28 protein-coding genes and 1 pseudogene are annotated in these 22,684 nt (G+C 71.0%); 22 read left to right on the top strand and 7 right to left on the bottom strand.

The genetic code is table 11. The features are described from left to right. Positions 1-8 precede the first annotated feature (8 nt). The 9 genes from ACPPVT_RS12290 to ACPPVT_RS12250 all read left to right on the top strand — a co-directional run bounded on the left by ACPPVT_RS12290 (position 9) and on the right by ACPPVT_RS12250 (position 7,145). The gene (locus ACPPVT_RS12290) at positions 9-1,250 is read left to right on the top strand and encodes an FAD-dependent oxidoreductase (protein WP_426560611.1); all 1,242 of its coding nucleotides are present in this window, start codon (positions 9-11) and stop codon (positions 1,248-1,250) included. After that, the gene (locus ACPPVT_RS12285; protein ID WP_426560609.1) at positions 1,247-1,897 is read left to right on the top strand and encodes an SDR family NAD(P)-dependent oxidoreductase; all 651 of its coding nucleotides are present in this window, start codon (positions 1,247-1,249) and stop codon (positions 1,895-1,897) included. The genes ACPPVT_RS12290 and ACPPVT_RS12285 overlap by 4 nt, the downstream gene beginning before the upstream one ends. Next, positions 1,894-3,279 carry an FAD-binding oxidoreductase gene (locus tag ACPPVT_RS12280; RefSeq protein WP_426560607.1) on the top strand — a complete coding sequence of 462 codons (1,386 nt, stop codon included), beginning with the start codon at positions 1,894-1,896 and terminating at the stop codon, positions 3,277-3,279. Before ACPPVT_RS12285 ends, ACPPVT_RS12280 begins: the two co-directional genes overlap by 4 nt. Next, on the top strand, positions 3,272-3,712 hold the full coding sequence (locus tag ACPPVT_RS12275) for a VOC family protein (protein ID WP_426560605.1): 441 nt from the start codon (positions 3,272-3,274) through the stop codon (positions 3,710-3,712). Before ACPPVT_RS12280 ends, ACPPVT_RS12275 begins: the two co-directional genes overlap by 8 nt. Position 3,713: 1 nt before the next feature. Further along, positions 3,714-4,955, top strand: coding sequence for a family 1 glycosylhydrolase (locus ACPPVT_RS12270; RefSeq protein WP_426560603.1), 1,242 nt, complete (start codon positions 3,714-3,716; stop codon positions 4,953-4,955). A 102-nt stretch (positions 4,956-5,057) separates the two neighbouring features. Then, complete coding sequence (locus ACPPVT_RS12265; protein ID WP_426560601.1) at positions 5,058-5,474, top strand: VOC family protein; 417 nt, start codon at positions 5,058-5,060, stop codon at positions 5,472-5,474. Positions 5,475-5,528: 54 nt separating this feature from the next. After that, positions 5,529-5,915, top strand: coding sequence for a hypothetical protein (locus tag ACPPVT_RS12260; protein WP_426560599.1), 387 nt, complete (start codon positions 5,529-5,531; stop codon positions 5,913-5,915). Between the two features lie 19 nt (positions 5,916-5,934). Beyond that, positions 5,935-6,288 carry a hypothetical protein gene (locus ACPPVT_RS12255; RefSeq protein WP_426560597.1) on the top strand — a complete coding sequence of 118 codons (354 nt, stop codon included), beginning with the start codon at positions 5,935-5,937 and terminating at the stop codon, positions 6,286-6,288. Then, positions 6,285-7,145: a PhzF family phenazine biosynthesis protein gene (locus ACPPVT_RS12250; RefSeq protein ID WP_426560595.1), complete on the top strand. Its 861-nt coding sequence runs from the start codon at positions 6,285-6,287 to the stop codon at positions 7,143-7,145. The genes ACPPVT_RS12255 and ACPPVT_RS12250 overlap by 4 nt, the downstream gene beginning before the upstream one ends. On the opposite strand, the gene ACPPVT_RS12245 is transcribed toward ACPPVT_RS12250, so the two are convergent. Then, entirely contained in the window at positions 7,135-7,743 is a 609-nt protein-coding gene (locus ACPPVT_RS12245) for a DUF5134 domain-containing protein (RefSeq protein WP_426560593.1), read from the bottom strand. The two genes, ACPPVT_RS12250 and ACPPVT_RS12245, sit on opposite strands and share 11 nt — an antisense overlap. A gap of 148 nt (positions 7,744-7,891) precedes the next feature. On the opposite strand from ACPPVT_RS12245, the gene ACPPVT_RS12240 reads away from it, so the two are divergent. The 4 genes from ACPPVT_RS12240 to ACPPVT_RS12225 all read left to right on the top strand — a co-directional run bounded on the left by ACPPVT_RS12240 (position 7,892) and on the right by ACPPVT_RS12225 (position 10,494). Continuing rightward, positions 7,892-9,010 (top strand): 5-methyltetrahydropteroyltriglutamate--homocysteine S-methyltransferase, encoded by a 1,119-nt coding sequence (locus ACPPVT_RS12240; protein ID WP_426560591.1) that lies wholly within the window; start codon positions 7,892-7,894, stop codon positions 9,008-9,010. 21 nt (positions 9,011-9,031) lie between these two features. Then, complete coding sequence (locus tag ACPPVT_RS12235) at positions 9,032-9,541, top strand: mycothiol transferase (protein ID WP_426560589.1); 510 nt, start codon at positions 9,032-9,034, stop codon at positions 9,539-9,541. A gap of 144 nt (positions 9,542-9,685) precedes the next feature. Beyond that, complete coding sequence (locus tag ACPPVT_RS12230) at positions 9,686-10,066, top strand: SHOCT domain-containing protein (protein WP_426560587.1); 381 nt, start codon at positions 9,686-9,688, stop codon at positions 10,064-10,066. Then, on the top strand, positions 10,063-10,494 hold the full coding sequence (locus ACPPVT_RS12225) for a TIGR03668 family PPOX class F420-dependent oxidoreductase (protein ID WP_426567144.1): 432 nt from the start codon (positions 10,063-10,065) through the stop codon (positions 10,492-10,494). Before ACPPVT_RS12230 ends, ACPPVT_RS12225 begins: the two co-directional genes overlap by 4 nt. Before the next feature lie 9 nt (positions 10,495-10,503). On the opposite strand, the gene ACPPVT_RS12220 is transcribed toward ACPPVT_RS12225, so the two are convergent. After that, positions 10,504-11,313, bottom strand: a complete 810-nt coding sequence (locus ACPPVT_RS12220) for a class I SAM-dependent methyltransferase (protein ID WP_426560585.1) — start codon at positions 11,311-11,313, stop codon at positions 10,504-10,506. 59 nt (positions 11,314-11,372) lie between these two features. Between ACPPVT_RS12220 and ACPPVT_RS12215 the strand changes: the two are divergent. Both ACPPVT_RS12215 and ACPPVT_RS12210 read left to right on the top strand, forming a co-directional pair. Then, a pseudogene (locus ACPPVT_RS12215) lies at positions 11,373-12,163 on the top strand (alpha/beta hydrolase). Positions 12,164-12,209: 46 nt separating this feature from the next. Next, a complete protein-coding gene (locus ACPPVT_RS12210) occupies positions 12,210-13,199 on the top strand; it encodes a sulfotransferase family protein (protein ID WP_426560583.1) in 990 nt (329 codons plus the stop codon). A gap of 19 nt (positions 13,200-13,218) precedes the next feature. On the opposite strand, the gene ACPPVT_RS12205 is transcribed toward ACPPVT_RS12210, so the two are convergent. Continuing rightward, a complete protein-coding gene (locus ACPPVT_RS12205) occupies positions 13,219-14,103 on the bottom strand; it encodes a hypothetical protein (RefSeq protein WP_426560581.1) in 885 nt (294 codons plus the stop codon). A gap of 166 nt (positions 14,104-14,269) precedes the next feature. Between ACPPVT_RS12205 and ACPPVT_RS12200 the strand changes: the two genes are divergently transcribed. After that, positions 14,270-15,550: a cytochrome P450 gene (locus tag ACPPVT_RS12200; protein ID WP_426560579.1), complete on the top strand. Its 1,281-nt coding sequence runs from the start codon at positions 14,270-14,272 to the stop codon at positions 15,548-15,550. Here the strand turns inward: ACPPVT_RS12200 and ACPPVT_RS12195 are convergent. Continuing rightward, the gene (locus ACPPVT_RS12195; RefSeq protein ID WP_426560577.1) at positions 15,493-16,422 is read right to left on the bottom strand and encodes a DMT family transporter; all 930 of its coding nucleotides are present in this window, start codon (positions 16,420-16,422) and stop codon (positions 15,493-15,495) included. The two genes, ACPPVT_RS12200 and ACPPVT_RS12195, sit on opposite strands and share 58 nt — an antisense overlap. A 113-nt stretch (positions 16,423-16,535) precedes the next feature. Here ACPPVT_RS12195 and ACPPVT_RS12190 point away from each other — a divergent pair, with 113 nt between their 5' ends. Both ACPPVT_RS12190 and ACPPVT_RS12185 read left to right on the top strand, forming a co-directional pair. Further along, complete coding sequence (locus ACPPVT_RS12190) at positions 16,536-17,105, top strand: HhH-GPD-type base excision DNA repair protein (protein ID WP_426560575.1); 570 nt, start codon at positions 16,536-16,538, stop codon at positions 17,103-17,105. 100 nt (positions 17,106-17,205) lie between these two features. Beyond that, the gene (locus tag ACPPVT_RS12185; protein ID WP_426560573.1) at positions 17,206-18,192 is read left to right on the top strand and encodes a sigma-70 family RNA polymerase sigma factor; all 987 of its coding nucleotides are present in this window, start codon (positions 17,206-17,208) and stop codon (positions 18,190-18,192) included. Between the two features lie 51 nt (positions 18,193-18,243). On the opposite strand, the gene ACPPVT_RS12180 is transcribed toward ACPPVT_RS12185, so the two are convergent. Both ACPPVT_RS12180 and ACPPVT_RS12175 read right to left on the bottom strand, forming a co-directional pair. Then, positions 18,244-18,690, bottom strand: coding sequence for an NUDIX domain-containing protein (locus ACPPVT_RS12180; RefSeq protein ID WP_426560571.1), 447 nt, complete (start codon positions 18,688-18,690; stop codon positions 18,244-18,246). Beyond that, on the bottom strand, positions 18,687-18,878 hold the full coding sequence (locus tag ACPPVT_RS12175; RefSeq protein WP_426560569.1) for a hypothetical protein: 192 nt from the start codon (positions 18,876-18,878) through the stop codon (positions 18,687-18,689). Before ACPPVT_RS12175 ends, ACPPVT_RS12180 begins: the two co-directional genes overlap by 4 nt. Before the next feature lie 168 nt (positions 18,879-19,046). Between ACPPVT_RS12175 and ACPPVT_RS12170 the strand changes: the two genes are divergently transcribed. From ACPPVT_RS12170 to ACPPVT_RS12155, 4 genes are read left to right on the top strand one after another with little or no spacing between them, the layout of a single operon-like run. Further along, positions 19,047-19,988, top strand: coding sequence for an exopolyphosphatase (locus ACPPVT_RS12170; RefSeq protein WP_426560567.1), 942 nt, complete (start codon positions 19,047-19,049; stop codon positions 19,986-19,988). A gap of 56 nt (positions 19,989-20,044) precedes the next feature. Then, positions 20,045-21,205, top strand: coding sequence for an FAD-dependent oxidoreductase (locus ACPPVT_RS12165; RefSeq protein ID WP_426560565.1), 1,161 nt, complete (start codon positions 20,045-20,047; stop codon positions 21,203-21,205). A gap of 52 nt (positions 21,206-21,257) precedes the next feature. Beyond that, entirely contained in the window at positions 21,258-22,043 is a 786-nt protein-coding gene (locus ACPPVT_RS12160; RefSeq protein WP_426560563.1) for a GAF domain-containing protein, read from the top strand. A gap of 47 nt (positions 22,044-22,090) precedes the next feature. Then, positions 22,091-22,255: a hypothetical protein gene (locus tag ACPPVT_RS12155; RefSeq protein ID WP_426560561.1), complete on the top strand. Its 165-nt coding sequence runs from the start codon at positions 22,091-22,093 to the stop codon at positions 22,253-22,255. 10 nt (positions 22,256-22,265) lie between these two features. Here ACPPVT_RS12155 and ACPPVT_RS12150 read toward each other — a convergent pair whose 3' ends face one another. After that, on the bottom strand, positions 22,266-22,673 hold the full coding sequence (locus tag ACPPVT_RS12150; RefSeq protein WP_426560559.1) for a pilus assembly protein CpaE: 408 nt from the start codon (positions 22,671-22,673) through the stop codon (positions 22,266-22,268). Positions 22,674-22,684: the final 11 nt, after the last annotated feature.

Raw genomic sequence — 22,684 nt, 5'->3', positions numbered from 1 at the left:
GAGCGGCTGTGAACGACGACCGACCGTTGCACGTGCTGATCGCCGGTGGGGGTCTCGCCGGCCTGGCCACCGCCCAGGGGCTGCTGAGATCGGGCCACACCGTCGAGGTGTTCGAGCGGGACGTCGATCTGGACCGCAAGCAGGGCTACTACCTGCACTTCAACGCGATCGGTGGTGAGGCACTGCGCCGGGTCCTGCCCGACGACCTGTTCGAGCTGTACCTGGAGACCTCACGCGAGTCCTACGACCGGCCGGAGTCGATCGTGCTGGACAACCAGTTCAACGAGCTCAGCTCGCGCCCGCACATGGGTCCGCCGAACACCGGACCCCGCGCGCACACCGGGGTTCATCGCCGCACGCTGCGCCAGGTGCTGTCCGGTCGGCTCGGCGACCGGCTGCACGTCGGTGCTCCGGTCGTCTCCTACGACCAGGACGCGGACGGCGTGACGGTGACGCTCGCCGACGGCCGGACCGCTCGTGGCGACGTCCTGGTCGGGGCCGACGGCATCCGGTCGGCCGTCCGTGGCCAGCTGTTCCCGGACGTCCCGGTGGTTGCGACCGGGATCAAGGGGATCGGAGTGTACGGCCGCACCCCGCTGACCCCCGAGCTCGACGAGCTGATGCCCGACATCCTCAACCAGGGTGTGCTGATGGCCGTGGACCGCAAGGGTTCGCGACTGCTCATCGCCACGTTCCGGCCGCGCCGGGCCGCGGACGAGGCCGCCGCCGAGATCGCTCCGGACGTGCACCTGGACCCCGAGTCCGGGTACGTGATGATCAGCTGCAGCGTGACCCCGGGCACCGTCGTGCCGCCGACCCGGGAGTGGACGGCCGAGACCCCCGGGCTCATGCAGGAGTCGATGCTCGCTGCCGTCGAGGGCTGGCACCCCGCGGCGCAGGCGCTGGTGGCCGGCATGGACCCGGACTCCATCTTCATGATCCCGTTCGGCTTCATCGAGCCCAAGGAGAGCTGGGAGCCGTCCCGCGTCACGATCGTCGGCGATGCGGCGCACGGCATGCTGCCCACCCTCGGCATGGGAGCGAACCTGTCGCTCAACGACGCCGCCCTGCTGGTGGAGCAGCTGGACCGGGTCGCCCGCGGCGAGGCGCAGCTGATCGAGGCGATCGGCGGCTACGAGCAGCAGATGCGCGAGACGGCCTACCCGATCCTGCGGATGACGCTCGACCATGACAAGAACTTCGGCGGCGGCGGGTTGGCGAAGGCGTCGCAGGAGCCGGCCACTTCGTGACCGGTCGGCTGGCCGGCAAGGTCGTCCTGGTCACCGGCACCGGTGGCGGCATCGGGAGGGCGACGGCGCTGGTCTGCGCCCGCGAGGGTGCTCACGTGGTCGGCTGCGACCTGTGGGCCGAGTCCTCGCAGCAGACCGTCGAGCTCGTGCGATCGGCCGGTGGCCGGATGGACGCGATCGACGTGCTGTCCTACGACGACTGGTCCTTCACGATGCGCAACGAGCTGGATATCGTGTTCCTGGTGACCCGGGCGGCCAGGCCGCACCTGGTGGCGCGCGGTGGCGGATCCATCGTCAACATCGGCTCGATCTCGGGCTCCCGCGGTGCCTGGTTCATGCCGCAGAACGCCCACGGCGCAGCCAAGGGCGGCGTCCTGGCGCTGACCAACCAGCTCGTCGTGGAAGGCGGCCCGCACGGCATCCGGGTCAACGCCGTGAGCCCGGCGATGACCGAGACGCCGCAGACCAGCCCGCTGCTGCACGGGCCGGACAGCCCGACCGAGCAGATCCTGTCCCGGGTTCCGCTGCGCAGGTGGGGTCAGCCCGAGGACGTCGCGAACGCGATCCTCTTCCTGGCCAGCGACGAGGCGTCGCACGTGAGCGGCGCGAACCTGCCAGTGGACGGCGGCGCGGCGGTGGTCGGATGAGCGGGCCGTTGCGCGGCCGGCTGATGCTGTGCGGCGACGATGGCTACGAGCGGGCCAGAGTCGGCCGCATCTTCAACGCCCGCCGGCCCGACCGGTTCCCGGCGGCGATCCTCGAGGCCGCCGACGCCGCCGACGTGGCGGCCGGCGTCCGGCTGGCGAACCAGCGTGGCTGGAAGGTGAGCATCCGCTCGGGTGGTCACTCGTGGGCGGCCTGGAGCCTGCACGATGACGCGCTGCTGATCGACCTCGGCGTCCTGCGAGCGCTGGCCTACGACGAGGCAACCGGAGTGGTCGCTGCCGGCCCCGCGACCACCGGCGCGCTGGAGCTCGCACCGTTCCTGGCCGCGCTGGGCCGAGCCTTCCCAGTCGGTCACTGCCCGGGTGTGGGCCTCGGTGGCTATCTCCTGCAGGGTGGTCAGGGCTGGAACGGTCGAGCGCTGGGCTGGGCCTGCGAGAGCATCGTGGCGGTCGAGGTGGTCACCGCGGCCGGCGAGCTGGTGCGCGCCGACGCGCAGTCGAACCCGGACCTGTACTGGGCGGCCCGCGGCGCCGGCCCCGGCTTCCCGGGAATCGTCACGACCTTCCACCTGCAGACCCACCCGCTCCCTCCCGTGATGTGGCAGGACACCTGGACCTTCGACCTGGACGACGCCGAGGCGGTGGTGCACTGGCTGCACGAGGTCCTGCCCGTTCTGGACCGCCGCGTCGAGCCGGTGCTGGCGGCCACCCGGCTGCCCGACGTCCCGCTGTACGACGGCACCAGTCACCCCGGCGGCACGGTGCTGCTGCTGCACACGACGTGCCTGGCCGACTCGGACGACGAGGCCCGCGAGCTGCTGGCCGGTCTGGGGGAGTGCCCGGTGCAGGGCCGAGAGCTGGGGCGGGTGACCAGCGCCACGTCGATCGAGCAGGAGAGCCTGGCTCAGGCCGGCCAGAACCCCGAGGGGCATCGGTACGCGGTCGACTGCACCTGGACGGACGCGCCCGCGACGGTTCTCGCACCGCTGCTGCTGGACGTCTGGCGTGCGCTCGACACCGAGCACTCGTTCTCGATCTGGTACGGCTGGGCGCCGACCCGCCAACTGCCCGACATGGCGTTCTCGGTGCAGGGCAACGTCTACGTCGCCACCTACCTCATCTACCGCGACGAGGCCGACGACGAGCGCTACCGGTCGCGGGTGCACCGGCAGACGGCGGCGATCGCGGCGGCTGGCGGAGTCGGGGTCTACCTCGGCGACACCGACTTCACCCGCCGCCAGGACCGTTTCCTCACCGACGAGAAGCTCGTCCGACTCGAGGGGATCCGGGCCGAGCGAGACCCGGACGGGCGGTTCGCCTCGTACCTGTCCGCGGACCCGGCGAGGCTGAACGTCCATGGCTGAACGCGTGCCACGCCTGGACCACGTAGGCCTCAACGTCGCCGATCTCGGCGCCGCGGAGTCCTGGTACTGCACCGCCTTCGGCTTCGTCCGCGAGCTGGCACTGCGGGTGGACGCGTCAGACCTGGACGTCGTGATGCTCATCCACCCCGGTCGCGGGGACCGCCTCGAGCTGCTGCACCGCACGGGATCCCAGCCCGGACTGCGGGCAGCTGACCCGGCTGAGGCTGCGCTCTTGCAGGCGTTCGGCCACATCGCCTTCGATGTCTCGGACCTGGACCCGACGTTCGAGCGGCTGCTCGGACTGGGAGCACGAGCGGTGATGACACCGAGGCCTTCGCCAGAGGCGGGCGTGCGGATGGCGTTCGTGGCCGACCCCGAGGGAAACCTCGTCGAACTGCTGGACCGGTCGACGACCGGCGGGCAAGAGGAGTGACATGACGGCAGGACGCTTTCCCGACGGCTTCTGGTGGGGGGTAGCGGGTGCGGGGCACCAGAACGAGGGCGACAACACTGGCAGCGACACGTGGTTCGCCGAGCACGTGCAGCCATCGGTGTTTCGCGAAGCCTCCGGCAGGGCCTGCAACGGCTACGAGCTGTGGCGCGAGGACGTCGACCTGGCCGCCGGCCTGGGGTTGAACGCATACCGGTTCTCGGTCGAGTGGGCTCGGGTCGAGCCGGCCGACGGTGAGTTCTCGAGCGCGGCCCTGCAGCACTACGCGTCGATCGCTGACCGCTGCGTGGAGCGCGGGATGGCTCCGGTGGTCACGTTCAACCACTTCACCTCGCCGCACTGGTTCGCGATGCGCGGTGGCTGGTTGGACGAGCAGGCGCCACGACTGTTCGCCCGTTACTGCGACCAGGTGATGGCCGCGTTCGGCGACCGCATCGCCGTCGCGGTGACGCTCAACGAGCCCAACCTGCCGCGTCTGCTGACCTGGCTTGACCTGCCCGACTTCGTCCGCGACCTCGAGCGGGCAACCCTGGCCGCCGCCGGCGCGGCGGCCGGTGTCAGCCGGTACCGGCTCTCGAACGTGGTGCTGCCGGAGGAGATGGACGCCATCGCCGATGGTCTCGCCGCCGGCCACGAAGCGGCCCGAGCGGCCATCAAGGCCCATCGTCCGGACCTGCCCGTCGGACTGAGCCTGGCGATCGTCGACGACCAGGTCGTCGGTGACGACCCGTCGATCCGCGACCGCAAGCGAGCCCAGGTGTACGAGCGCTGGCTCGACCTGGTGCGCGCGGACGACTTCGTCGGCGTGCAGAACTACGAGCAGATCCGATACGACGACAAGGGTGCGGTGCCGGTCGGTGTCGGGGCGCCGGTCAACCAGCTGGGCTCGGCGATCGAGCCACTGTCGCTGGCCGGCGCGGTGCGATACGCCCACCGAACCACGGGGATCCCGGTGCTGGTCACCGAACACGGCGTGTCCACCTCCGACGACGCGCTGCGCGCCGGATTTCTCGCGCCGTCACTGCGCGGACTGCTCGACGTGGTCGAGGAGGGCGTGCCCGTGCTCGGCTACCTGCACTGGACGCTGATGGACAACTTCGAGTGGATCTTCGGCTACGGGCACCAGCTCGGGCTGCACTCCGTCGACCGCGAAACCTTCGCGCGGACCCGAAAGGGCAGCGCCGACGTCTACGCGTCGATCGTCGCCGCGAACGGAGTCGACTGAGGGCCGCCGGCGCAAGGGCGGCGGCTGAACGCTCTGGAATCACGGGACGCCTGGACGTAGCCTCGGAGGTCCAGTCCCTTCTCTGACGATCGGAGCGGACCCGTGAGCACCCGGCTCAACCCTTACCTTGGTTTCCGAGACAACGCTCGTGAGGCCATGGAGTTCTACCAGTCGGTCTTCGGCGGCGAGCTGAGCATCAGCACCTTCGCCGAGTTCCAGGCCAGCGAGGATCCCGCCGAGGCGGACAAGGTCATGCACTCAGTGCTGGAGGCACCCGGCGGCCTCGCGCTGATGGCCGCCGACACCCCGAACTCGATGGAGTACAGCTCGGGATCCTCCATCTCGGTGTCGCTCAGCGGCGACGACGACGCGCAGCTGCGCGGCTACTGGGACAAGCTCTCCAGCGCCGGTACCGTGAGCGTGCCCCTGGAGCAGGCGCCGTGGGGTGACAGTTTCGGCATGTGCGTCGACCAGTTCGGCGTGACCTGGCTGGTCAACATCTCCGGCAGCGCGGGCTAGTACTCGCCCTTCGGGCGTCTCGACCCCCAGGGTCGCGGGGGCTACGTTGATCAGGTGATCCGTTTCCTGATCAGGCTTCTGGTCTACTTCGTGTCGGCGTTCGTCGGCATCCTCGTCGCCGATCTGCTGCTGGACGGGCTGAGCATCGAGACGTCCGCGTACTTCGAGGTCGCCATCATCTTCGCGATCGTGCAGGCGATCCTGTCGCCGATGCTCACAAACGCGGTGACCAAGGGCGCCGGTGCGTTCAGCGGGGGAGTCGGGATCATCTCGACCTTGGTCGCACTCGTCATCACGAACGTCATCTCCGACGGCATCCAGGTGGACGGCGTCTCGACCTGGATCCTTGCCGCGCTCATCGTCTGGCTGGCCGGCGCCCTCGCCGCGTTCATCCTGCCCTTCTTCCTGGTCAAGAGGGTCGTCGAGGAGCGCCGCAGCTGACCTCTGAGATGCTGCGCACATGAGTGCAGCGAACACCTCGGGCTTCCGCGCCCGCCGGCCCTCGGTGGTGGCGGCCGTCTTCGGCGTCGTCTTCCTCGGCGTCTACGTGTGGCTGGTGCTGAAGCAGGGCGATGTCGGGGTGGCTTGGTTCTACGTCGTGCTCGTCCTGGCCGCGATCGGTTGCAGCGTCGCCACTGCGGTCACCAGGAGCTGGGTGAGCGCCGCGGTGGCGTCGGTCCTGTTCGCCGTCTGCATGATCCTCGGCCTTGCCTCCATCGGAATCCTGCTGCTGCCGGCCACGGTGCTGGCCATCATCGCCCTCTCGTTCAGCCGGACGGACCGGGCCAAACCCGGAACGACGACTTCACCGTGAGCCTGCCCTGGGGGCCGCGGCAGGAGCTGGAGTACGCCGCCTTCACCGACGTCCCCAGCGGTGGGAACCCGGCTGGCGTCGTGCCGGACGCTGCGGGCATGACCGAGCAGCAGATGCAGGCGGTCGCGGCGCGGCTCGGCCACTCCGAGACCGCCTTCGTCACCGAGCGGCAGGGCCGCGACGTCGTCCTCCGATACTTCAGCCCGCTCGCTGAGGTCGCGTTCTGCGGTCACGCCACCGTCGCGACCGGTGTCGTGCTCGGCGAGGCCCTCGGTGTCGGCCCGCTGCTGCTGCGCACCGCCGCCGGGCCGGTCCCGGTCGAGGTGACTCGACGCGACGACGGCCTGCTCGAGGCCGAGCTCACCAGCGTCGAGCCGGCGGTGGAGCAGGTCGCCCGCGACGCGGTCGACGAGGCGCTGTCCGCGCTGCGCTGGGGCAGGGACGACCTGCACGCGGACGTTCCGCCAGCCATCGCGTTCGCCGGGGTCCGGCACCTGGTACTCGCCGCCAGGACCCGGGCTCGGCTCGCCGACCTGGACTACGACTTCGACGAGCTGGCTGCGCTGATGCGCCGTCTCGACCTGACCACCGTCCAGCTGGTGTGGCGGGAGAACGCCACCGTGCTGCACGTGCGGGACCCGTTCCCGGTCGGCGGCGTCGTCGAGGACCCGGCCACCGGTGCCGCGGCCCTCGCTCTCGGCCACTACCTGCGCACCCTGGGGCTGGCGTCGCCGGACGCCGAGCTGACCCTGCGCCAGGGCGAGGACCTCGGCCGGCCGGGCGTCCTGCGGGTCCGTCTGGTGGCCGGCGACCCGCGGGTGCGGGTGCGCGGCACCGCCGTCCCGCTCAGAGCATGAGCGCGAGCATGTAGGCCATCGTGGCGCTCATCGCGAGCTGGCAACCCTTCTGCCAGGACGGGCGCCGCAGCCCGCGGGCCTGCCAGGCCGCGGTGACCGCGATCATCACCAGGAGGGCGGCACAGGTCAGCGCTAGCCCGGCCGGGTGCTCCGTCGCGCCTGGCGGCACGGCCACTGATGTCTGCCCGACCGCACCGTGATGACCGAGCGCCACCGTCCCCGACGTCGCGGACGTCCCGCTGGCGGGGGAGAGTACGCCGGCGCCTGCCGCGAGCATGACGACCATGGCGCAGCCGGCCAGCGCCTGCCGCAGCGCTGGTGCCGCCCCCATCGGCCCGGCACCGACCAGCGCCTGCACGCTGCGCGCCACGAAGTAGGTCGCGAACGGGACGAACGCTGCGGCGGACAGCAGCAGCAGCCCGGCACCGAGGTGGGACACCAGCATCACCGCCATGGCGCCGCTCATCACCAGGTGGGCGACGTCCGGCTGCCGGCGCCGGCCCCGGCCTCTTGCCCGGCGCAGCCGGTCGAGGTGGTAGCCGGCGGACCCCACCATCAGCACGGCGAGCGCGACGTCGAGCCACATCGGTCCCGCCACGACGGCTCCTTCGCCTCGCACGACCAGACCGGCAGCGTCGGCCCTGCTGGATGAGACTGTCAACCACGACCGCAGTCATCGCTGATGTCCGCGGCAGAGCGTGCTGGCTCCGAAGGCACATCGACTGCGGGCGTGGTAGGCACGACCCATGACGCAGCGCACGGCACCGCCCTTCCGGGCCGACCACGTCGGCAGCCTCCTGCGACCCCAGCGGCTGCTGGACGCGCGGGCGGCCCGCGCAGCTGGCCGGCTGGACGACGACGCGTTGCGCGCGGTCGAGGACGAGTGCGTCACGCAGGTGGTGCGGCAGCAGGCCGAGGCGGGTCTGCAGTCGGCGACGGACGGCGAGTTCCGGCGCACCTCGTGGCACATGGACTTCATCTACCAGCTCGGCGGCGTGCAGCGCACCGACGAGCAGCTCCAGGTGCACTTCCACAACGCCGAAGGCGACCTGGACTTCACGGCCGCCGGGCTGCGGATCGACGAGCCGATCACCTTGCCGCGCACCATCTTCGAGGAAGCCTTCAGCTTCCTGCAGGCGCAGGTCGACGGGTTGACGCCCAAGCTCACCATCCCGTCGCCCAGCATGGTGCACTACCGCGGCGGCGCGGCCTCCATCGACCGCTCGGTGTACCCCGACCTGGACGTGTTCTGGGCCGACCTGGCCGCCGCCTACGCCAGCCAGGTCGCGGCCGTGGCGGAGCTCGGCTGCACCTACCTCCAGCTGGACGATACGAGCCTGGCCTACCTGAACGACCCGGCCGAACGAGCCCGGATGACCGCGCTGGGTGAGGACGCCGACCACCAGCACGAGCGCTACATCCGCACCATCAACGCGGCGCTGGCCGATCGGCCACCCGGCTTGCGGGTCACCACGCACCTCTGCCGGGGGAACTACCGGTCCTCCTGGGCGGCCTCCGGCAGCTACGACTTCGTGGCCGAGGCGCTGTTCGGCGGACTGGACGTGGACGGCTTCTTCCTGGAGTACGACGACGAGCGGTCCGGCGGTTTCGAGCCGCTGCGGTTCGTCCCGCCGGGCAAGCAGGTGGTACTCGGCCTGGTCACCACGAAGAGCCCGCAGCTGGAGGACGTCGACGACCTGAAGCGGCGGATCGACGAGGCCAGCCGCTACGTGCCGCTCGACCAGCTCAGCCTGTCACCGCAGTGCGGCTTCTCCTCGACCGTCGAGGGGAACGCCCTCACCCCTGAGGAACAGTTCGCCAAGCTGCGGCTCGTCGTCCGGACGGCCGAGCAGGTCTGGGGCTGACTGCCCAGCGAGAGGATCGAGATGAACGGGATCGACGTCCTGAACGACGCGCTCAGCCGGATCGGGGACGGTGCCAGGTCGGTCGTCGAGGGCTTGACCGGCGAGCAGCTGAACGCCCGGATCGACGGGCGTTCGAACTCGATCACCTGGCTGGTCTGGCACGCGGCCCGGGTGCAGGACGCGCAGGTTGCCGCCGCGTTCGAGGTGGAGCAGGTGTGGTTCACGAACGGCTGGGCGGAACGCTTCGGGCTGCCCCTCGATGCCGCCGACACGGGATACGGGCACAGCAGCGACGAGGTCGCCCGGGTGCGGGTCGAGGACGGTGCTCTGCTGACCGGCTACCTGGACGACGCGTTGGCGCAGAGCGCCCGGGTGCTCGGTGGGGTGAAGGACGCCGACCTGGACCGCGTCGTCGACAAGCGTTGGGACCCGCCGGTCACCTTGGGCGTGCGCCTGGTCAGCGTGGTGGACGACGACGCCCAGCACCTGGGGCAGGCCGCCTTCCTGCGCGGGCTCCTCGAGGCCCGTTGAGCCGCTGCGGTCGCAGACCGTCATCACCCGTCACGGGTGATGCCCCAGGGTCGATGAGTCGTCAGCGTGGAACCGGTACCTCCGAGGGACGGAGGCAGCACCGCGGCCACGGCTCGGACCGTGCTCGTGACGAAGGGATGTGTCATGTCCTTCTGGGATGTCGTCTGGTTCATCATCATCTCGTTCGCCTTCATCGCCTACCTCATGGTGTTGTTCGCGATCATCACCGACCTGTTCCGCGACCGTGACACCTCGGGAATCGTCAAGGCCATCTGGATCGTGCTGCTGATCGTCCTGCCGTTGCTCACCTCGCTGGTGTACCTGATCGCGCGCGGCGGCGGCATGGCCGAGCGGCAGGCGTCGGCGGTCAAGGGTGCTGTGGCGCAGCAGGATGCCTACATCAAGAGCGTGGCCGGCTCCGGGGCCTCGCCGGCGGAACAGATCAAGCACGCCAAGGAGCTGCTCGACTCGGGCGCGATCAACCAGAGCGAGTTCGACTCCCTCAAGGCGAAGGCCCTCGCCTGACCTCACTCAGCCCGCTGGCGGCCCGCGCCCGGTTCGCCGGCGCGCGGGTCGCCCGGCTCGCGACCTGCGGTCCGGGTGGACGTCCGCACGTCGTCCCTCTGGTGTTCGCTGTCGAGGGCGAGCGGGTGTACAGCGCGGTCGACCACAAACCCAAGCGCAGCAACGACCTTCGCCGACTCGCCAACGTCCGCGCGAACCCGGCGGTCGCGTTGCTGGTCGACCAGTACGACGACGACTGGGTGGCGCTGTGGTGGGTCAGGGCGGACGGCGACGCGCGGGTCCTCGAGCCGGCTGACGTTGAGGCTCGCCACGGCGTGGCGCTGCTGGTCTCGCGGTACGAGCAGTACCTGGCGCAGCCGCCGGCCGGTCCGGTTCTGGTCGTCGACGTCAGCCGCTGGTCCGGTTGGGCCGCAGGCGATCCGGGATGAACCATGAAGTCATGGACGTCGTCCCCAGGCGCTCATCATGGCAACGGACGGCCAACGGGTGTCCTCGTGATTGAGCAGCTCGTCGATCGTTTGGCGGTCAACCTGGTCCAGCAGCCCGTGCTCGACCAGTCGCTCGCCCAGCTCGGCGATGCTGAGCCGATAGAACTGCGCCTCGTCGGTGCCGCCGCGGGTCAGCAGCGTGCTGAGCTCGGCGTTCACGTCCTGCAGCCCGGCGTCGATCAGGCGCTCCGGCAGGAGCATCCCGTACTCCGGGTCGGCGCCGACGGAGCGGAACGCGCCGGCCACGGCCTCCTGCACCCTGCTGAGCAGTCCCGCTGCCGCGGCCGGGGAGATCATCGGCAGGGACAGCGACAGGTGCGTGCCGCCGAACACGACGTCCTCCAGGAACAGCACGCCGTCCGGACGCAGCCTGCCAACCAGTCGCCGCAAGGTGCGCTCGCGGGACGGCAGGTGCTCGAGCACGGCACGAGCGTGGATCAGGTCGAACTCACCCTCGGGCAGTTCGTCGCCCGTCAGGTCGTGCCGCAGTACCTGGACGTGGTCGCCGGCCAGCTCCTCGACGAAGCGGGTGTCGAGGTCGGTGACGAGCACGTGGCCCGTCTCGCCGACCTCGTCCGCCAGCCACGCCGCGATGCTGCCGGCTCCCGCGCCCACCTCCCAGCAGCGCCAGCCGCTGGCGACACCGATGGTTCGCAGATGCCTCTTCGTGCCCGGGTCGAACTGGGCGGACAGGCCCGCCAGCCGCGCGCGTTCCTGCTCCCAGGACTGGCGGTAGACATAGGTTTCGTCACCTGTCATGGCATGACGGTCCCACTGCGCAGCCCGCGCGAACACCCCCCCTGGTGGCGGAGGCGACCATGGCGTTGATCAGGTGCGACTTTTTCTCCGACGTGCTCGCCGTCGGGACCTCGATGACCGTGCTGCTCCCGCAGCCGACCGAAGCGCAGATCGGCGTCCAGGGCAATGCGCGACAGGGGCCGCCACCGGTGCTCTACCTGCTGCACGGGCTCAGCGACGACGCGACGGCCTGGACGAGGTACTCCTCGATCGAACGCTACGCCGAGGCGCTGGGGCTGGCGGTCGTGATGCCGCAGGTTCAGCGGAGCTTCTACTGCGACCAGGTCCACGGAGGGCGGTTCTGGACGTTCATGACGCAGGAGCTGCCGGAGGTCGTCGAGCGGTTCTTCCGCGTCTCCACCAGCCGGGCGGCACGTTCGTGGCAGGGCTGTCGATGGGCGGGTTCGGCGCGATGAAGTGGGCGCTGCACCACCCGGAGCGGTTTGCTGCGGCGGCGAGCCTGTCCGGGGCGTTGGATCTGGTTGGGCTGCAACGGGTCGACCGGCTGCGTGACGACGTCCTGTCCGTGGTCTTCGACGGACGCGACCTGTCCGGGTCGGACGACGACCTGGTCGGCGTCCTCGAAGGGCTGGACGACGACGCCCGGGCGGCCTTGCCCGCGCTGTACGTCGGATGCGGGACGGACGACGAGCTCATCGTGGGCAGCACCCCGTTCCTGGAAGCCGCCGGGCGGCGTGGGATCGAGGTGACCACGGACCTGCGTCCTGGAGGGCACGAGTGGTCGCTGTGGGACACCGTCATCCAGGACGTGCTGGCATGGCTGCCGCTGAGAGCGGTCGGTTCCGGATGATGAGAAAGTTAAGTCAACTGGGTTGGTAGACAATACACTGCGCAGCATGAGCGCGACCCGTGACCCGCGGCCGGACTTCCTCGTCGTGGGCGCTCCCAAGGCCGGCACGTCGGCGCTGCACGCCGCGCTGGCCGGGCACCCGGACATCCACCTCACCTCACCGGCTGCTCCGCACCTGAAGGAGCCCAAGTACTACCTGTGCGACGACGTCCCCCCGCCGAGCTACCGCGGTCCTGGCGACGCGCACAGCAACCGGGAGTGGGTCTGGCGCAGGGACGACTACGAGGCACTGTTCGCGGCGGCTCCCGAGGGCGCCGTTCGCGGCGAGAGCACGCCGTTCTACCTCTGGAGCTCCACTGCCCGCCGCCGGATCGTCGAGGAGTTGCCTGGGGTCAGGCTCGTCGTCGTGCTGCGCGATCCCGTCGATCGCGCCTACTCGAACTGGATGCACCTGTGGTCGGACGGGCTCGAGCCCGACGCCGACTTCCTGTCCGCGTTCAGGCGTGAGGACGAGCGGGTGGCCGCCGGCTGGGCGCCCTTCTGGCGGTACCGCGGCCTCGGCCTGTACGGCCGTCAGCTGGCCGACCTGTACTCGCGGGTGGACCGGGAGCAGGTGCTGGTGCTGCGGTACCGCGAGCTGGTCGACGCGCCGGGCGCCACGCTCGACCGGGTCAGCCAGTTCATCGGCGTCGCACCCGGAGTCGTGACACGGATCCCGCCCGACAACCACCGGCCGTACGTCACGCCCGGTGCCCGGGCAGCGTTGCTCGGTCGCGCCGTACGCACCGGGGCCACGCTGGGCGCCTTCACCCACCCGCAGCGATGGCGACAGCTCAGCCGACCGCTGGTCCGGGCGCTGCAGGCTGACCGTGGGACGCCGCGCCCTCGGCTCCAGCCCGAGCACCGTGCTCAGCTGCTGGCGAGCTTCGCCGACGACATCGAGCTGCTGGAGCAGGTCACCGGGGCGAGCTTCGCGGACTGGCGATCGCACGACGACCGCGGCTCCTTCGCCGCACGACAGCGTGCGCACAGCTGAACTGTCGCGGGACGTGCCCTCAGGCGACGCTGGTGAGCAGGTCGTGCGCGCCGTCCGGACGTGATGCCTCGAAGTAGAACCGGGTCCGGCCGTCCGGAAGCAGTACGGCGCAGGCGTACCGCAGCGCACCGTCGCCGTGCGGCGAACCGATCGCGACGTCGTCGAGCGCGCGCAGCTCCCCGTCGACGACCGCCGCGACGCCGGTGCGCTCGAACCAGTTGGACTCGGCGTCCGGACGCCCGTCGTAGAGCACGGTCAGCGGGTCGTGTGAGAGCACCGCGGTCACTCGCGCGCCTCGCGCGTCCCAGTGGCCGGGACGGCCGCGAAGCACCACCCCGCGGTCCGTCCAGGACAGCCCGTCCGCGCTCGTCATGTGCCGGGTCGTCATCCGGTCCTCGTGGCCAGGCTCGCCCAGTGGGTGACAGCACACCCACATGTGCCAGCCGTCGGCCCGTACCTCGATCACCGGGTCCTTGAGCGCATTCGCGTCGTCCCCGGGAAGCACGACGCGACGCTCTCCGGTGACCAGCCCCTCGACCGTCGCCGCGGTCAGCGAGTCGATCCACCAGTGCTTGGATCCCGGTGTGGCGCAGGACAGGTAGAGCCGCCACCCGCCTTCGGGGAGTGGGACGAGCACGGGGCGCTCGAACGACTCGGCGCCGAAGTCGGTACGACGCACTGCGCAGACCTGCTCGAAGTGCACGCCGTCGCTCGAGCGGGCGATGACCACGGCGACCCCGCGGCCGCTGCTCAGCGGACGACGGACCCGGTAGACGAGCCAGATGGTGCCGTCCACCAGGACGGCGCTCGCCGCCCCGGCCCAGTTGCCGGGACCGGGCGCCGGCGCCGCCATCACGACCTGCGCCCCGTGCATGCTCGGCAACGGGTTGGTTGTCGTGGGCACGATCCGATCCTAGGGATGCCGCACCTTGCCCGGAGAGCGAATGCACCTACTCGTGACCGCCGTTTCGTTGCCGTTCGACGAGCAGCGAGCGCCGCTCGACCGGGACTCGCTCGCGGATCGCGTGGGGTTGCGGCTCAGCGGACCGCGTCGGGGCCACACTAGGGGGATGACCAGTCTCAGCGCGCCGGTGTCACGCTGGCTCGGCCGTCGGGTGCTGAAGAAGGCCGTCGCCGGCGACCTGGACCTGTCCAGGGTGCCGTTCGCGCCCGAGTCGTTCCTGCTGCCCTTCCGGCGGGACGGGGTCGACCCCGTGCCGGCGCTGGGACGGCGGCGCGAGCGCGATCGGGTGAGCAGACTGCTCCGGTTCGGTGGGTTCAACGTCTGGCTGGTCACCGGGCACACCGAGGTCCGCGCCGTGCTGGCCGACCGGACGAGCTACAGCAACGACATCCGGCGGCTCGTGCCGAGCCACGGCACCACCGCGGCCCACTCGGTCGGCGGCCTCGGGCTGACCGACCCGCCGGACCACACCCGGCTCCGGGCGCTGCTCACCCCGGAGTTCACCCTGCGACGTCTGGCCCGGCTGCAGCCTCGGATCACCCAGATCGTGGATGACCAGCTGGACGTCCTCGAGGCCAAGGGCCCGGTGGTCGACCTCGTCCCGGACTTCGCGTTCCCCATCCCCTTCCTGGTCATCTGCGAGCTGCTGGGCGTCGAGCCTGAGGACCGGGAGGCGTTCCGTCACCTGGGGGCCACCCGGTTCGACCTGACCGGAGGCGGGATCGGACTGTTCGGAGCGGCGTCCACCTCCCGCGCGTTCCTGCTGGACGTCGTCGCCCGGCAGCGCGCCGAGCCCGGCACCGGCCTGATCGGCGCGATCCTGCGCGAGCACGGCGACGAGATCGACGACCTCGACCTCGCCGGCCTCGCGGACGGTGTGTTCCTGGGCGGCTACGAGACCACCGCCAGCCTGCTCAGCCTCGGCGCGCTCACCCTGATCCAGCACCCCGAGGCGATCCAGCTGATCCGCGAGGACGACGACGCGGTCGTCGCAGTCGTCGAGGAGCTGCTGCGGTACCTGTCGGTGGTGCAGACCGGGTTCCCGCGGTTCGCGCGGCACGACCTACAGCTCTTCGACAAGCGCATCACGGCCGGCGACGCGCTGATCTGCTCGTTGAGCGGCGCCAACCGGGACGCCAGGTTCGCGGCAGAGCCCGATGACTTCGACCCTCGACGCCGGGCTGACTCGCACCTCGCGTTCGGGCACGGGTTCCACCGATGCGTGGGAGCCGAGCTGGCCCGGATGGAACTGCGCACCGCGTTCCGGGCGATCGCCCGGCGGCTGCCCGACCTGGCGCTGGCCGTCGACCCGGACGAGCTCAAGTTCCGTCAGCAGTCCGTCGTCTTCGGAGTGGACTCGCTGCCGGTCAGGCTCCGGCCGGCGTAGGACCTGGCCGCCGGCACCTGCGGTGCCTCCTGTGCCGCGCCCTCGCCCCGGCCCAGGAAGAAGATCCCGAGCAGTACGGCCGCCAGCCCCACGCACTCGAGCAGCACCGCGAGCGGGTTGGACCGCGGCCGCTCGTCGAAGACCACGACGCCGAAGACCAGGGCCACCAACGGGTTCACCAGGTTGAGCATCGGGATCGAGTCCGCGAGTCGCGAGCGGTGGTAGAGGTGCTGGTTGAGCAGGAACCCCGTCAGGCCGATCGTCACCGCGGCGTACAACGGCCACGACGTGAACAGCTCGTGGTGCGCCCACGCGCCGGTGGTCGCCTTGAGCGAGCCGGCCATCAGACCGAACACGATCCCGCCGGCCGTGCCCAGCAGCAGCCCGGACCGCACCGGCCGCCGTGGCGCGAGGTTCCAGGCCACTGCCGCGCCGATCAGGCCCAACCCGATGAGGACGGCGGCGCCGCGGTCGTCGGGCAGGTCGGTTCCGTTGGACGAGCCGGTCGCGGCCAGGAAGACCGCCAGCCCGGCGGCCGTGACGGCGCCCCAGGTCAGGGTGCGACGACTCGGCCAGTGGCGATCCAGGGCGTCCCGGAAGACCAGCGAGAAGAAGAGTCCGGTCACCACGATGGGCTGCACCAGGGTCAGGGAACCAAGCCCGAGCGCAACGGTGTGCAGGGCCAGCCCGAACAGGCTGGCAGCGAGTCCGATCAGCCACTTCCACTGGGTGAAGACGTGGCGCAGCAGGGCGATCCCGCGACTTCCGGGGGAGGCGCCGGAGGCGCCGTGGTGCATGAGCGCCGTCGACCAGCCGAAGCAGACGGCTGCGGCGAGCGCCACGGCGGCCGCGACCCAGCTCGACACATCCACGGATCGGTCCATTCTGAAGGGGGCACGCCCTGCGGTGCCGGTCGATCCAGTGTCGCCCGGCCCGACCCGCTGGGCCGCCCCGGGCCCCTGCCCGAGCGTGAGAGCATGACGAGATGGGCTTCGGGATCGCCAACGACGTGGCAGCTGACAAGGTTCTGGACGAGCACGCGTTCGCCCCGCTGGTGGGCATGATGCTCGACCAGCAGTACGGCATGGAGCACGCCTTCCGCGGGCCGTGGAAGGTGCTCGACCGGTTCGGCACGCTCGACCCGGCGGCGATCGCGCAGGCCGACCCGCAGGAGTTCACCGCGCTGTGCAGCCGGCCGCCGGCGATCCACCGCTTCCCGGGTTCGATGGCCGCTCGGCTGCAGGACCTCGCGCGCGTGATCACCGACGAGTACGACGGTGACACGACACGGCTGTGGACCGAGGCGACGTCGGGCAGTGACCTGCTCGCGCGGGTGATGGCGCTGCCGGGGTTCGGCAAGCAGAAGGCCCAGATCTTCGTGGCGCTGCTCGCCAAGCAGCTGGACGTGCGTCCGGACGGCTGGGAGGCCGCGGCCGGCGACTACGCCCTGCCGGGCTACCGCTCGGTAGCCGACGTCGTCGACGCTGACTCGTTGGTGAAGGTCCGCGAGTACAAGCAGCTGAAGAAGGCAGCCGCCAAGGCTGCTGCCGGCTGACCGGTCCGGGCGGCGGCCCTGTCGTTTGTCGGTGCCCCCACTTAGGGTGGTTCGTGTCGCTCGGCGGACGTCGGGCGAGCAGCGGCGAGAGGTGCGCGCAATGACGGATCTGGTTGTCGAGCGGTCCGGGGCTGGTGCGGCGGACCAGCTCGAGTCTTTCCGCCACGAGCTGACCGGCTACTGCTACCGGATGCTCGGGTCGGCGTTCGAGGCCGAGGACGCCGTTCAGGACACGATGGTTCGCGCCTGGCGGGCCATCGACCGGTTCGAGGGTCGGTCCAGCCTGCGCTCCTGGGTGTACCGGATCGCCACCAACGTGTGCTTCGACGCCCTGGACGGCCGGCAACGCCGGGCCCGCCCGATGGACCTCGGGCCAGCCAGCTCCGCCAGCGCGCCGCATGGCGGGATCCTGCCCGAGGCGACGTGGGTGACGCCGATCCCGGACGAGCAGGTGCTGGCGGCGAGCGACCCGGCCGAGCGGGCGGTCGAGCGCGACTCGATCCGCCTCGCGTTCATCGCCGCGCTGCAGCACCTGCCTCCGCGTCAGCGTGCGGTGCTGATCCTGCGTGAGGTGCTGGCCTGGCCGGCCGCCGAGGTGGCCTCGCTGCTCGACACGTCAGTGGCCTCGGTGAACAGCGCCTTGCAGCGAGCCCGGGCCACGATCGCCGAGCGCGACCCCTCCGAGAACGAGACGTCGAGCGACCTCAGCGACGAGGACCGCGAGCTGCTGGAGCGCTACCTGGACGCCTTCGAGCGCTACGACATGGTTGCGCTCACCGCGCTGATCAAGGAGGACGCCACCCAGTCGATGCCGCCGTACGAGCTGTGGCTCAGCGGGCGGGACGACATTCTCACCTGGTGGGCCGGTCCGGGCATCGAGTGCAAGGGCTCCCGGCTGGTGCGCACTCGCGCGAACGGCATGCCCGCGTTCGCGCAGTACCGGCCGAGCGGGCCGGGCGGGGCGTTCGAGCCGTGGTCGCTGCAGGTGCTGCGGGTGCAGGGCGGCAAGGTCGTGGAGTTCACGATGTTCCTGGACACCGAGCACGTGTTCCCGCTGTTCGGCATCCCGATGACCGTGGTCGACTGAGGTCGTAGCGCGGTCGCAGGGCGGTCGCAGGGCGCCGGGCTCGCCGCTGGGTCAGCCCGCTGGGCCCGGCTCGCAGAGCCGGGCCAGCTGCTCTACGACCGGGAGGTCCGCCGGCAGCCAGTTCAGGCGGGTCCACGAACCGTGGTCCAGCCAGCGCAGCTCGTCGTGGCTGTCGTCTGCCGTCGGTCGGCCGTGGGTGACCTCGGCGAGCCACACCCTCAACGCGAGCTCGGACGAGATGGGCCAGCAGCCGTCGTCCGGCCCCACGAGCTCCGCGCCCAGCCGGACACCGATCCCGAGCTCCTCGCGCAGCTCCCGGTGCAGCGCCTCCTGGGGGAGTTCGCCGCGCTCGACCTTGCCCCCAGGCAGCTCCCAGTGCCCGGCAATCTGCGGTGGCCGGCTACGTCGGGCGGCCAGCAGCCTGCGGGGGCGGTCGAGAGCGTCCATCAGTGCGGCACCGACGACGAGCGTGGGCGAGCCTGGAACGGGGTTCGTCACCGACGTTCGTCGTCGTCCACGGGTGCCGGCGTGGACTGGTCCTGCAGATCCGCGACATCGGCGTCGTCCTCGCGGTCCAGGTCCGGCACCAGGTCTCCCTCGTCGTCCGTGCCGTCCGCGAACGTGTGCTGCTCGACGTAGTCCGCCTCGGGGACGCCGTCCGGCACCTGCTCGTCCTGGGTGGTCATCGCGTCGTCCCTCCTGCGTGGGGTGCGGCCTCGTCCAGCCTCCCGCCGAACGCGGCCCGGCGCGACCCCCAGCGTCACCCGTTCGGTGGATCGACAGCCCCGCCGGGCCCGCCGAAACAGAGGGTGCGGGCAAAGGACTGCCTGCTCCGAGCGATGAAGAGGACTCCGATGAGTACGCGCAAGTACCGGCTGGTCACCCGCAGCGACTTCGACGGGCTGGTGTGCGCGGTGCTTCTGCGGGCTCTGGACCTGATCGACGACATCACCTTCGTGCACCCCAAGGACGTGCAGGACGGGCTCGTCGAGGTGACCGACGGCGACATCCTCACAAACCTGCCGTACGCGGCCGCTGCGCACATCGTCTTCGACCACCACCACAGCGAGACGCTGCGCAACGCCGGGCACCGGGCGAACCACGTGATCGACGCCGACGCACCGTCCGCGGCACGGGTGGTCTACGACTTCTACGGTGGAGCGGAGGTCTTCCCGAACATCTCCGAGGAGCTGATGCGGGGGGTCGACCAGGCCGACTCCGCCCAGTACGACCTGGACGACATCCTGAACCCCACCGACTGGACGCTGCTGAACTTCCTGATGGACAGCCGCACCGGCCTGGGACGCTTCCGCGACTTCCGGATCTCCAACTACCAGCTCATGATGCAGCTCATCGACGAGGTCCTGCACCAGGACTCGGTCGAGCAGATCCTGGCCACCCCGGACGTCGCCGAGCGCGTCGAGTTGTTCAACGAGCAGACCGAGAAGTTCGTCGAGCAGCTGCGTCGGGTGAGCACCGTGATGGGGGACCTGGTTGTGGTGGACCTGCGCGACGAGGAGGTCATCCACGCCGGCAACCGGTTCATGGTCTACGCGCTGTTCCCGCAGTGCCGGGTCTCCGCCCACGTCATCTGGGGTCGCAACAAGCAGAACACCGTGCTCGCCCTCGGCAAGTCGATCCTGGACCGCACCTCGCCCGTCGACCTTGGCGCCATCTGCCTGGAGAACGGCGGTGGTGGTCACCACGCGGCGGGCACTTGCCAGGTCGGGCACGACGTGGCCGATCACGTGCTGCAGAGCATCGCCGTGACCGTTAACGAGGCGCTTCCCGTCTGAGCGTGCGTGTCGCTCGGCGTCCCCTGTCGCCGCGGCCGGCGACCTAGACTCCTCCCGTGAGGTGCGTGGTCGTGGGTGCGGGTGCCTGGGGCCTGCCCGCGGCTGCCGAGCTCGCCGGCCGGGGCCACGACGTCGTCCTGCTCGACCGGCACGGAATCGCTAACCGGCTCTCCTCCTCGTCGGGTCCGACCCGGCTGTGGCGGCTCACCCACCCTGACGCGGTGCGAGTGCGACTGGCCTTGCGCAGCATCGATGCCATGGAGAGGCTCGCCAGCCGCAGCGGACGAACCGTGCACCTGCGCCGCGGCCTGCTGTGGCGCGACGACGTCTCCCTCGAGGCCGTCCAGGCGGCGCTGCGCGAGGTCGGGGTCGAGCACCAGGTCGTCGCGTCGCAGGACGTGGCCTCACGGTTTCCCGGCCTGCGACCGGACGGCCGGGCGGCCGTCTGGCAGGCGGACGCCGGCCCGCTGCTCGCCGGCGAGTCGATGGCAGCGCAGGCCGCGCTGCTGGCAGCAGCCGGGGGAGTCGTCCGGTCCGGCCAGGTCGTGACCGAGATCCGAACGCGCGCGTCCGGCGTCCGGATCGGTTGTGCCGACGGTCGGAGCCTGGACGCGGACGTCGTCGTGCTGGCGCCCGGGCCAGGTGCGGGCCCGCTGCTCGCACAGGTCGGTCTGGAGCTGCCGCTGCGGCCGCACCTGGAGCAGGTGGTGCATTTCGGTGACCCGACCACGAGCGCAAGGACGGACGACCTGCCCTGCCTGTTCGACGGGCCGCGCGACGGCGTGCCCGGCATGTACGCGATGCCGACACCGGGGCTCGGCTACAAGGTGGGACTGGACCGCCCCCTGCGCGACTACGTCGAGGGCGACCACGACCGCAGCCCGGACGTGCACCTCGTCGCCGTGACGGCCGAACGGGTGGCCCGCGACCTGACGGCCTTCCCGGCGCACGTCCTGGACGCGCAGGTCTGCAGCTGGACGGACTCGCCGGACGGCCGCTTCGTCCTCGACACCCTGCCTGGCGGCATCGTCGTCGCCTGCGGTGATAGCGGCGAGGGTTTCAAGTTCTCCGCGCTGATGGGCATCCTGCTGGCCGACCTGGCAGAGGGGCGGACGCCGGACGCCGACGTGGCGACGTTCAGCGCGCGACGGTTCGCAAGCGGCGGCGACCTGAAGAACAGCCCGGGCGGCGCGCTCGGGCACGTGCTCGGGCGCTAGTGACGTAGCCCCATTCGTCCCGTCTGTCACCCGGTCCCGCTAGGGTCGGCGCGTGCGAGAAGCCGACGTCGTTCAGACGCGTGCGCCCTGGTGGACGAGGTCTGTCGGCGGGGTGCTGCTCACCACGTTGGCGGTCGTGGCGGCGATGGCCACGTTCGTGGTCTCGGCGCAGGCCGGGCTGTCCACCGGGTCGGCCCGGGCCCTACTGCTCACCGTCGGTGCGATGCTCGCCGGGCTCGCCGTGCTGGCGAACCTGCTGCAGCAGCATCGGTTCCGACGGCAACGGCAGAGCCTCGAGCAGGTCGCCATCGACGCCGAGGCCGCGCTGACGCTGACCATCAACGGCGTCTTCGCGCCGATCACCAGCTACCTGGGCGAGCTCGCCGGCACCACGACCGACGCGGACCGCGCCCACGTGGCGGGCCAGGTCTGCCAGGCGGTCGTCGACGCCGCCGTCACCCTGACCGCGCCCGAGGCGCGCAGCGCTTTCTACCGGTTGGACCGCGACGGCCTGGGGCTGACCAGGGAGAGCTGGGGCGGGCGGTCCACGCAGCCGCGCCAGCGGTTCGGCGCTGGCACGCCGGACGGTGACGCGGTGCTGGACGTCGTCCGACAGGGCGACTTCGTGTTCGTCGACGACGTGACGGTGAGCCCGATGGTGACGCCAACCGCTGGCTCCGGGTACCGCACCGTGGTGGCGGTCGCCGTGACCGCGGGACAGCTGCCGCTCGGGTTGCTCACCGTCGACGCGCCGCAGGTCGGCGACCTGACGGAGGACGACGTCGAGCTCGTGCGGGTGCTGGCGAACCTGCTCGGAGCGGCCCAAGGGCAGCTGTGACGGGCCGGGCGGGCGTATCATCGACCGGAACCAAGGGAGGGCTCCTCGTGGTCAAGCGGGACAAGGTCGTGGACGAGCGCGGTCGCAGCTGGCTGCGTGGCGGGATCGGTCCGGAGGAGTACTTCCCCGAGGTGGTTCGCAGGGCCCGCGAGCAGGCTCGACGCACGGTCGAGGCCCGGGTCGCTCACCCGTTGCGGCGTCAGGCTTCCTGAGCGCTGCCCTTCACCCGCCGAGCACGGCCAGGAGTGCCCGGGCGTAGGCGCGCTCGGCGTCGATGTCGACCGCACGGACCAGTTCGTCGTCCGGGTCGGCCGCGCTGACAGTGACAGCGAACCCGTCAGGGACTGCCTCCAGCCGCAGGAACCGTTGGCCGAGCAGGTCGCGCAGCTGGCTCTCGCGGGGAATCCACAGCGCGTCCCGCTGGGCGACCTCGTCCAGCGCCCACTCGGTGGTCCCGTTGAACCCGATGACCCGCCCGGACGGCAGGTCGTGCACCTCGACGGTCATGTCACTGAGCACGAAGACGTCGTCGTCCATGTCCCGGTTGGGGATGCAGAACCGGTCGCCGGGCTTGGGGAGCCAGCGCAGGCCAGCGTCGGCCAACCGCTGGGCGAGCTCGAGCGTCATCATCACCTCAGTGT

This window comes from Angustibacter sp. McL0619 (assembly GCF_049994355.1).
Lineage (GTDB): Bacteria > Actinomycetota > Actinomycetes > Actinomycetales > Angustibacteraceae > Angustibacter.
This window is presented reverse-complemented; position numbering and strand designations above follow the sequence as displayed.

Coding starts and splice junctions, on each gene's coding strand:
- ACPPVT_RS12175 (WP_426560569.1), bottom strand. CDS start 18,878: ATGACCACCCAGGACGAGCAGGTGCCGGACGGCGTCCCCGAGGCGGAC.
- ACPPVT_RS12270 (WP_426560603.1), top strand. CDS start 3,714: ATGACGGCAGGACGCTTTCCCGACGGCTTCTGGTGGGGGGTAGCGGGT.
- ACPPVT_RS12150 (WP_426560559.1), bottom strand. CDS start 22,673: ATGATGACGCTCGAGCTCGCCCAGCGGTTGGCCGACGCTGGCCTGCGC.
- ACPPVT_RS12190 (WP_426560575.1), top strand. CDS start 16,536: ATGGGCTTCGGGATCGCCAACGACGTGGCAGCTGACAAGGTTCTGGAC.
- ACPPVT_RS12220 (WP_426560585.1), bottom strand. CDS start 11,313: ATGACAGGTGACGAAACCTATGTCTACCGCCAGTCCTGGGAGCAGGAA.
- ACPPVT_RS12230 (WP_426560587.1), top strand. CDS start 9,686: ATGTCCTTCTGGGATGTCGTCTGGTTCATCATCATCTCGTTCGCCTTC.
- ACPPVT_RS12255 (WP_426560597.1), top strand. CDS start 5,935: ATGAGTGCAGCGAACACCTCGGGCTTCCGCGCCCGCCGGCCCTCGGTG.
- ACPPVT_RS12185 (WP_426560573.1), top strand. CDS start 17,206: ATGACGGATCTGGTTGTCGAGCGGTCCGGGGCTGGTGCGGCGGACCAG.
- ACPPVT_RS12240 (WP_426560591.1), top strand. CDS start 7,892: ATGACGCAGCGCACGGCACCGCCCTTCCGGGCCGACCACGTCGGCAGC.
- ACPPVT_RS12200 (WP_426560579.1), top strand. CDS start 14,270: ATGACCAGTCTCAGCGCGCCGGTGTCACGCTGGCTCGGCCGTCGGGTG.
- ACPPVT_RS12235 (WP_426560589.1), top strand. CDS start 9,032: ATGAACGGGATCGACGTCCTGAACGACGCGCTCAGCCGGATCGGGGAC.
- ACPPVT_RS12210 (WP_426560583.1), top strand. CDS start 12,210: ATGAGCGCGACCCGTGACCCGCGGCCGGACTTCCTCGTCGTGGGCGCT.
- ACPPVT_RS12280 (WP_426560607.1), top strand. CDS start 1,894: ATGAGCGGGCCGTTGCGCGGCCGGCTGATGCTGTGCGGCGACGATGGC.
- ACPPVT_RS12170 (WP_426560567.1), top strand. CDS start 19,047: ATGAGTACGCGCAAGTACCGGCTGGTCACCCGCAGCGACTTCGACGGG.
- ACPPVT_RS12275 (WP_426560605.1), top strand. CDS start 3,272: ATGGCTGAACGCGTGCCACGCCTGGACCACGTAGGCCTCAACGTCGCC.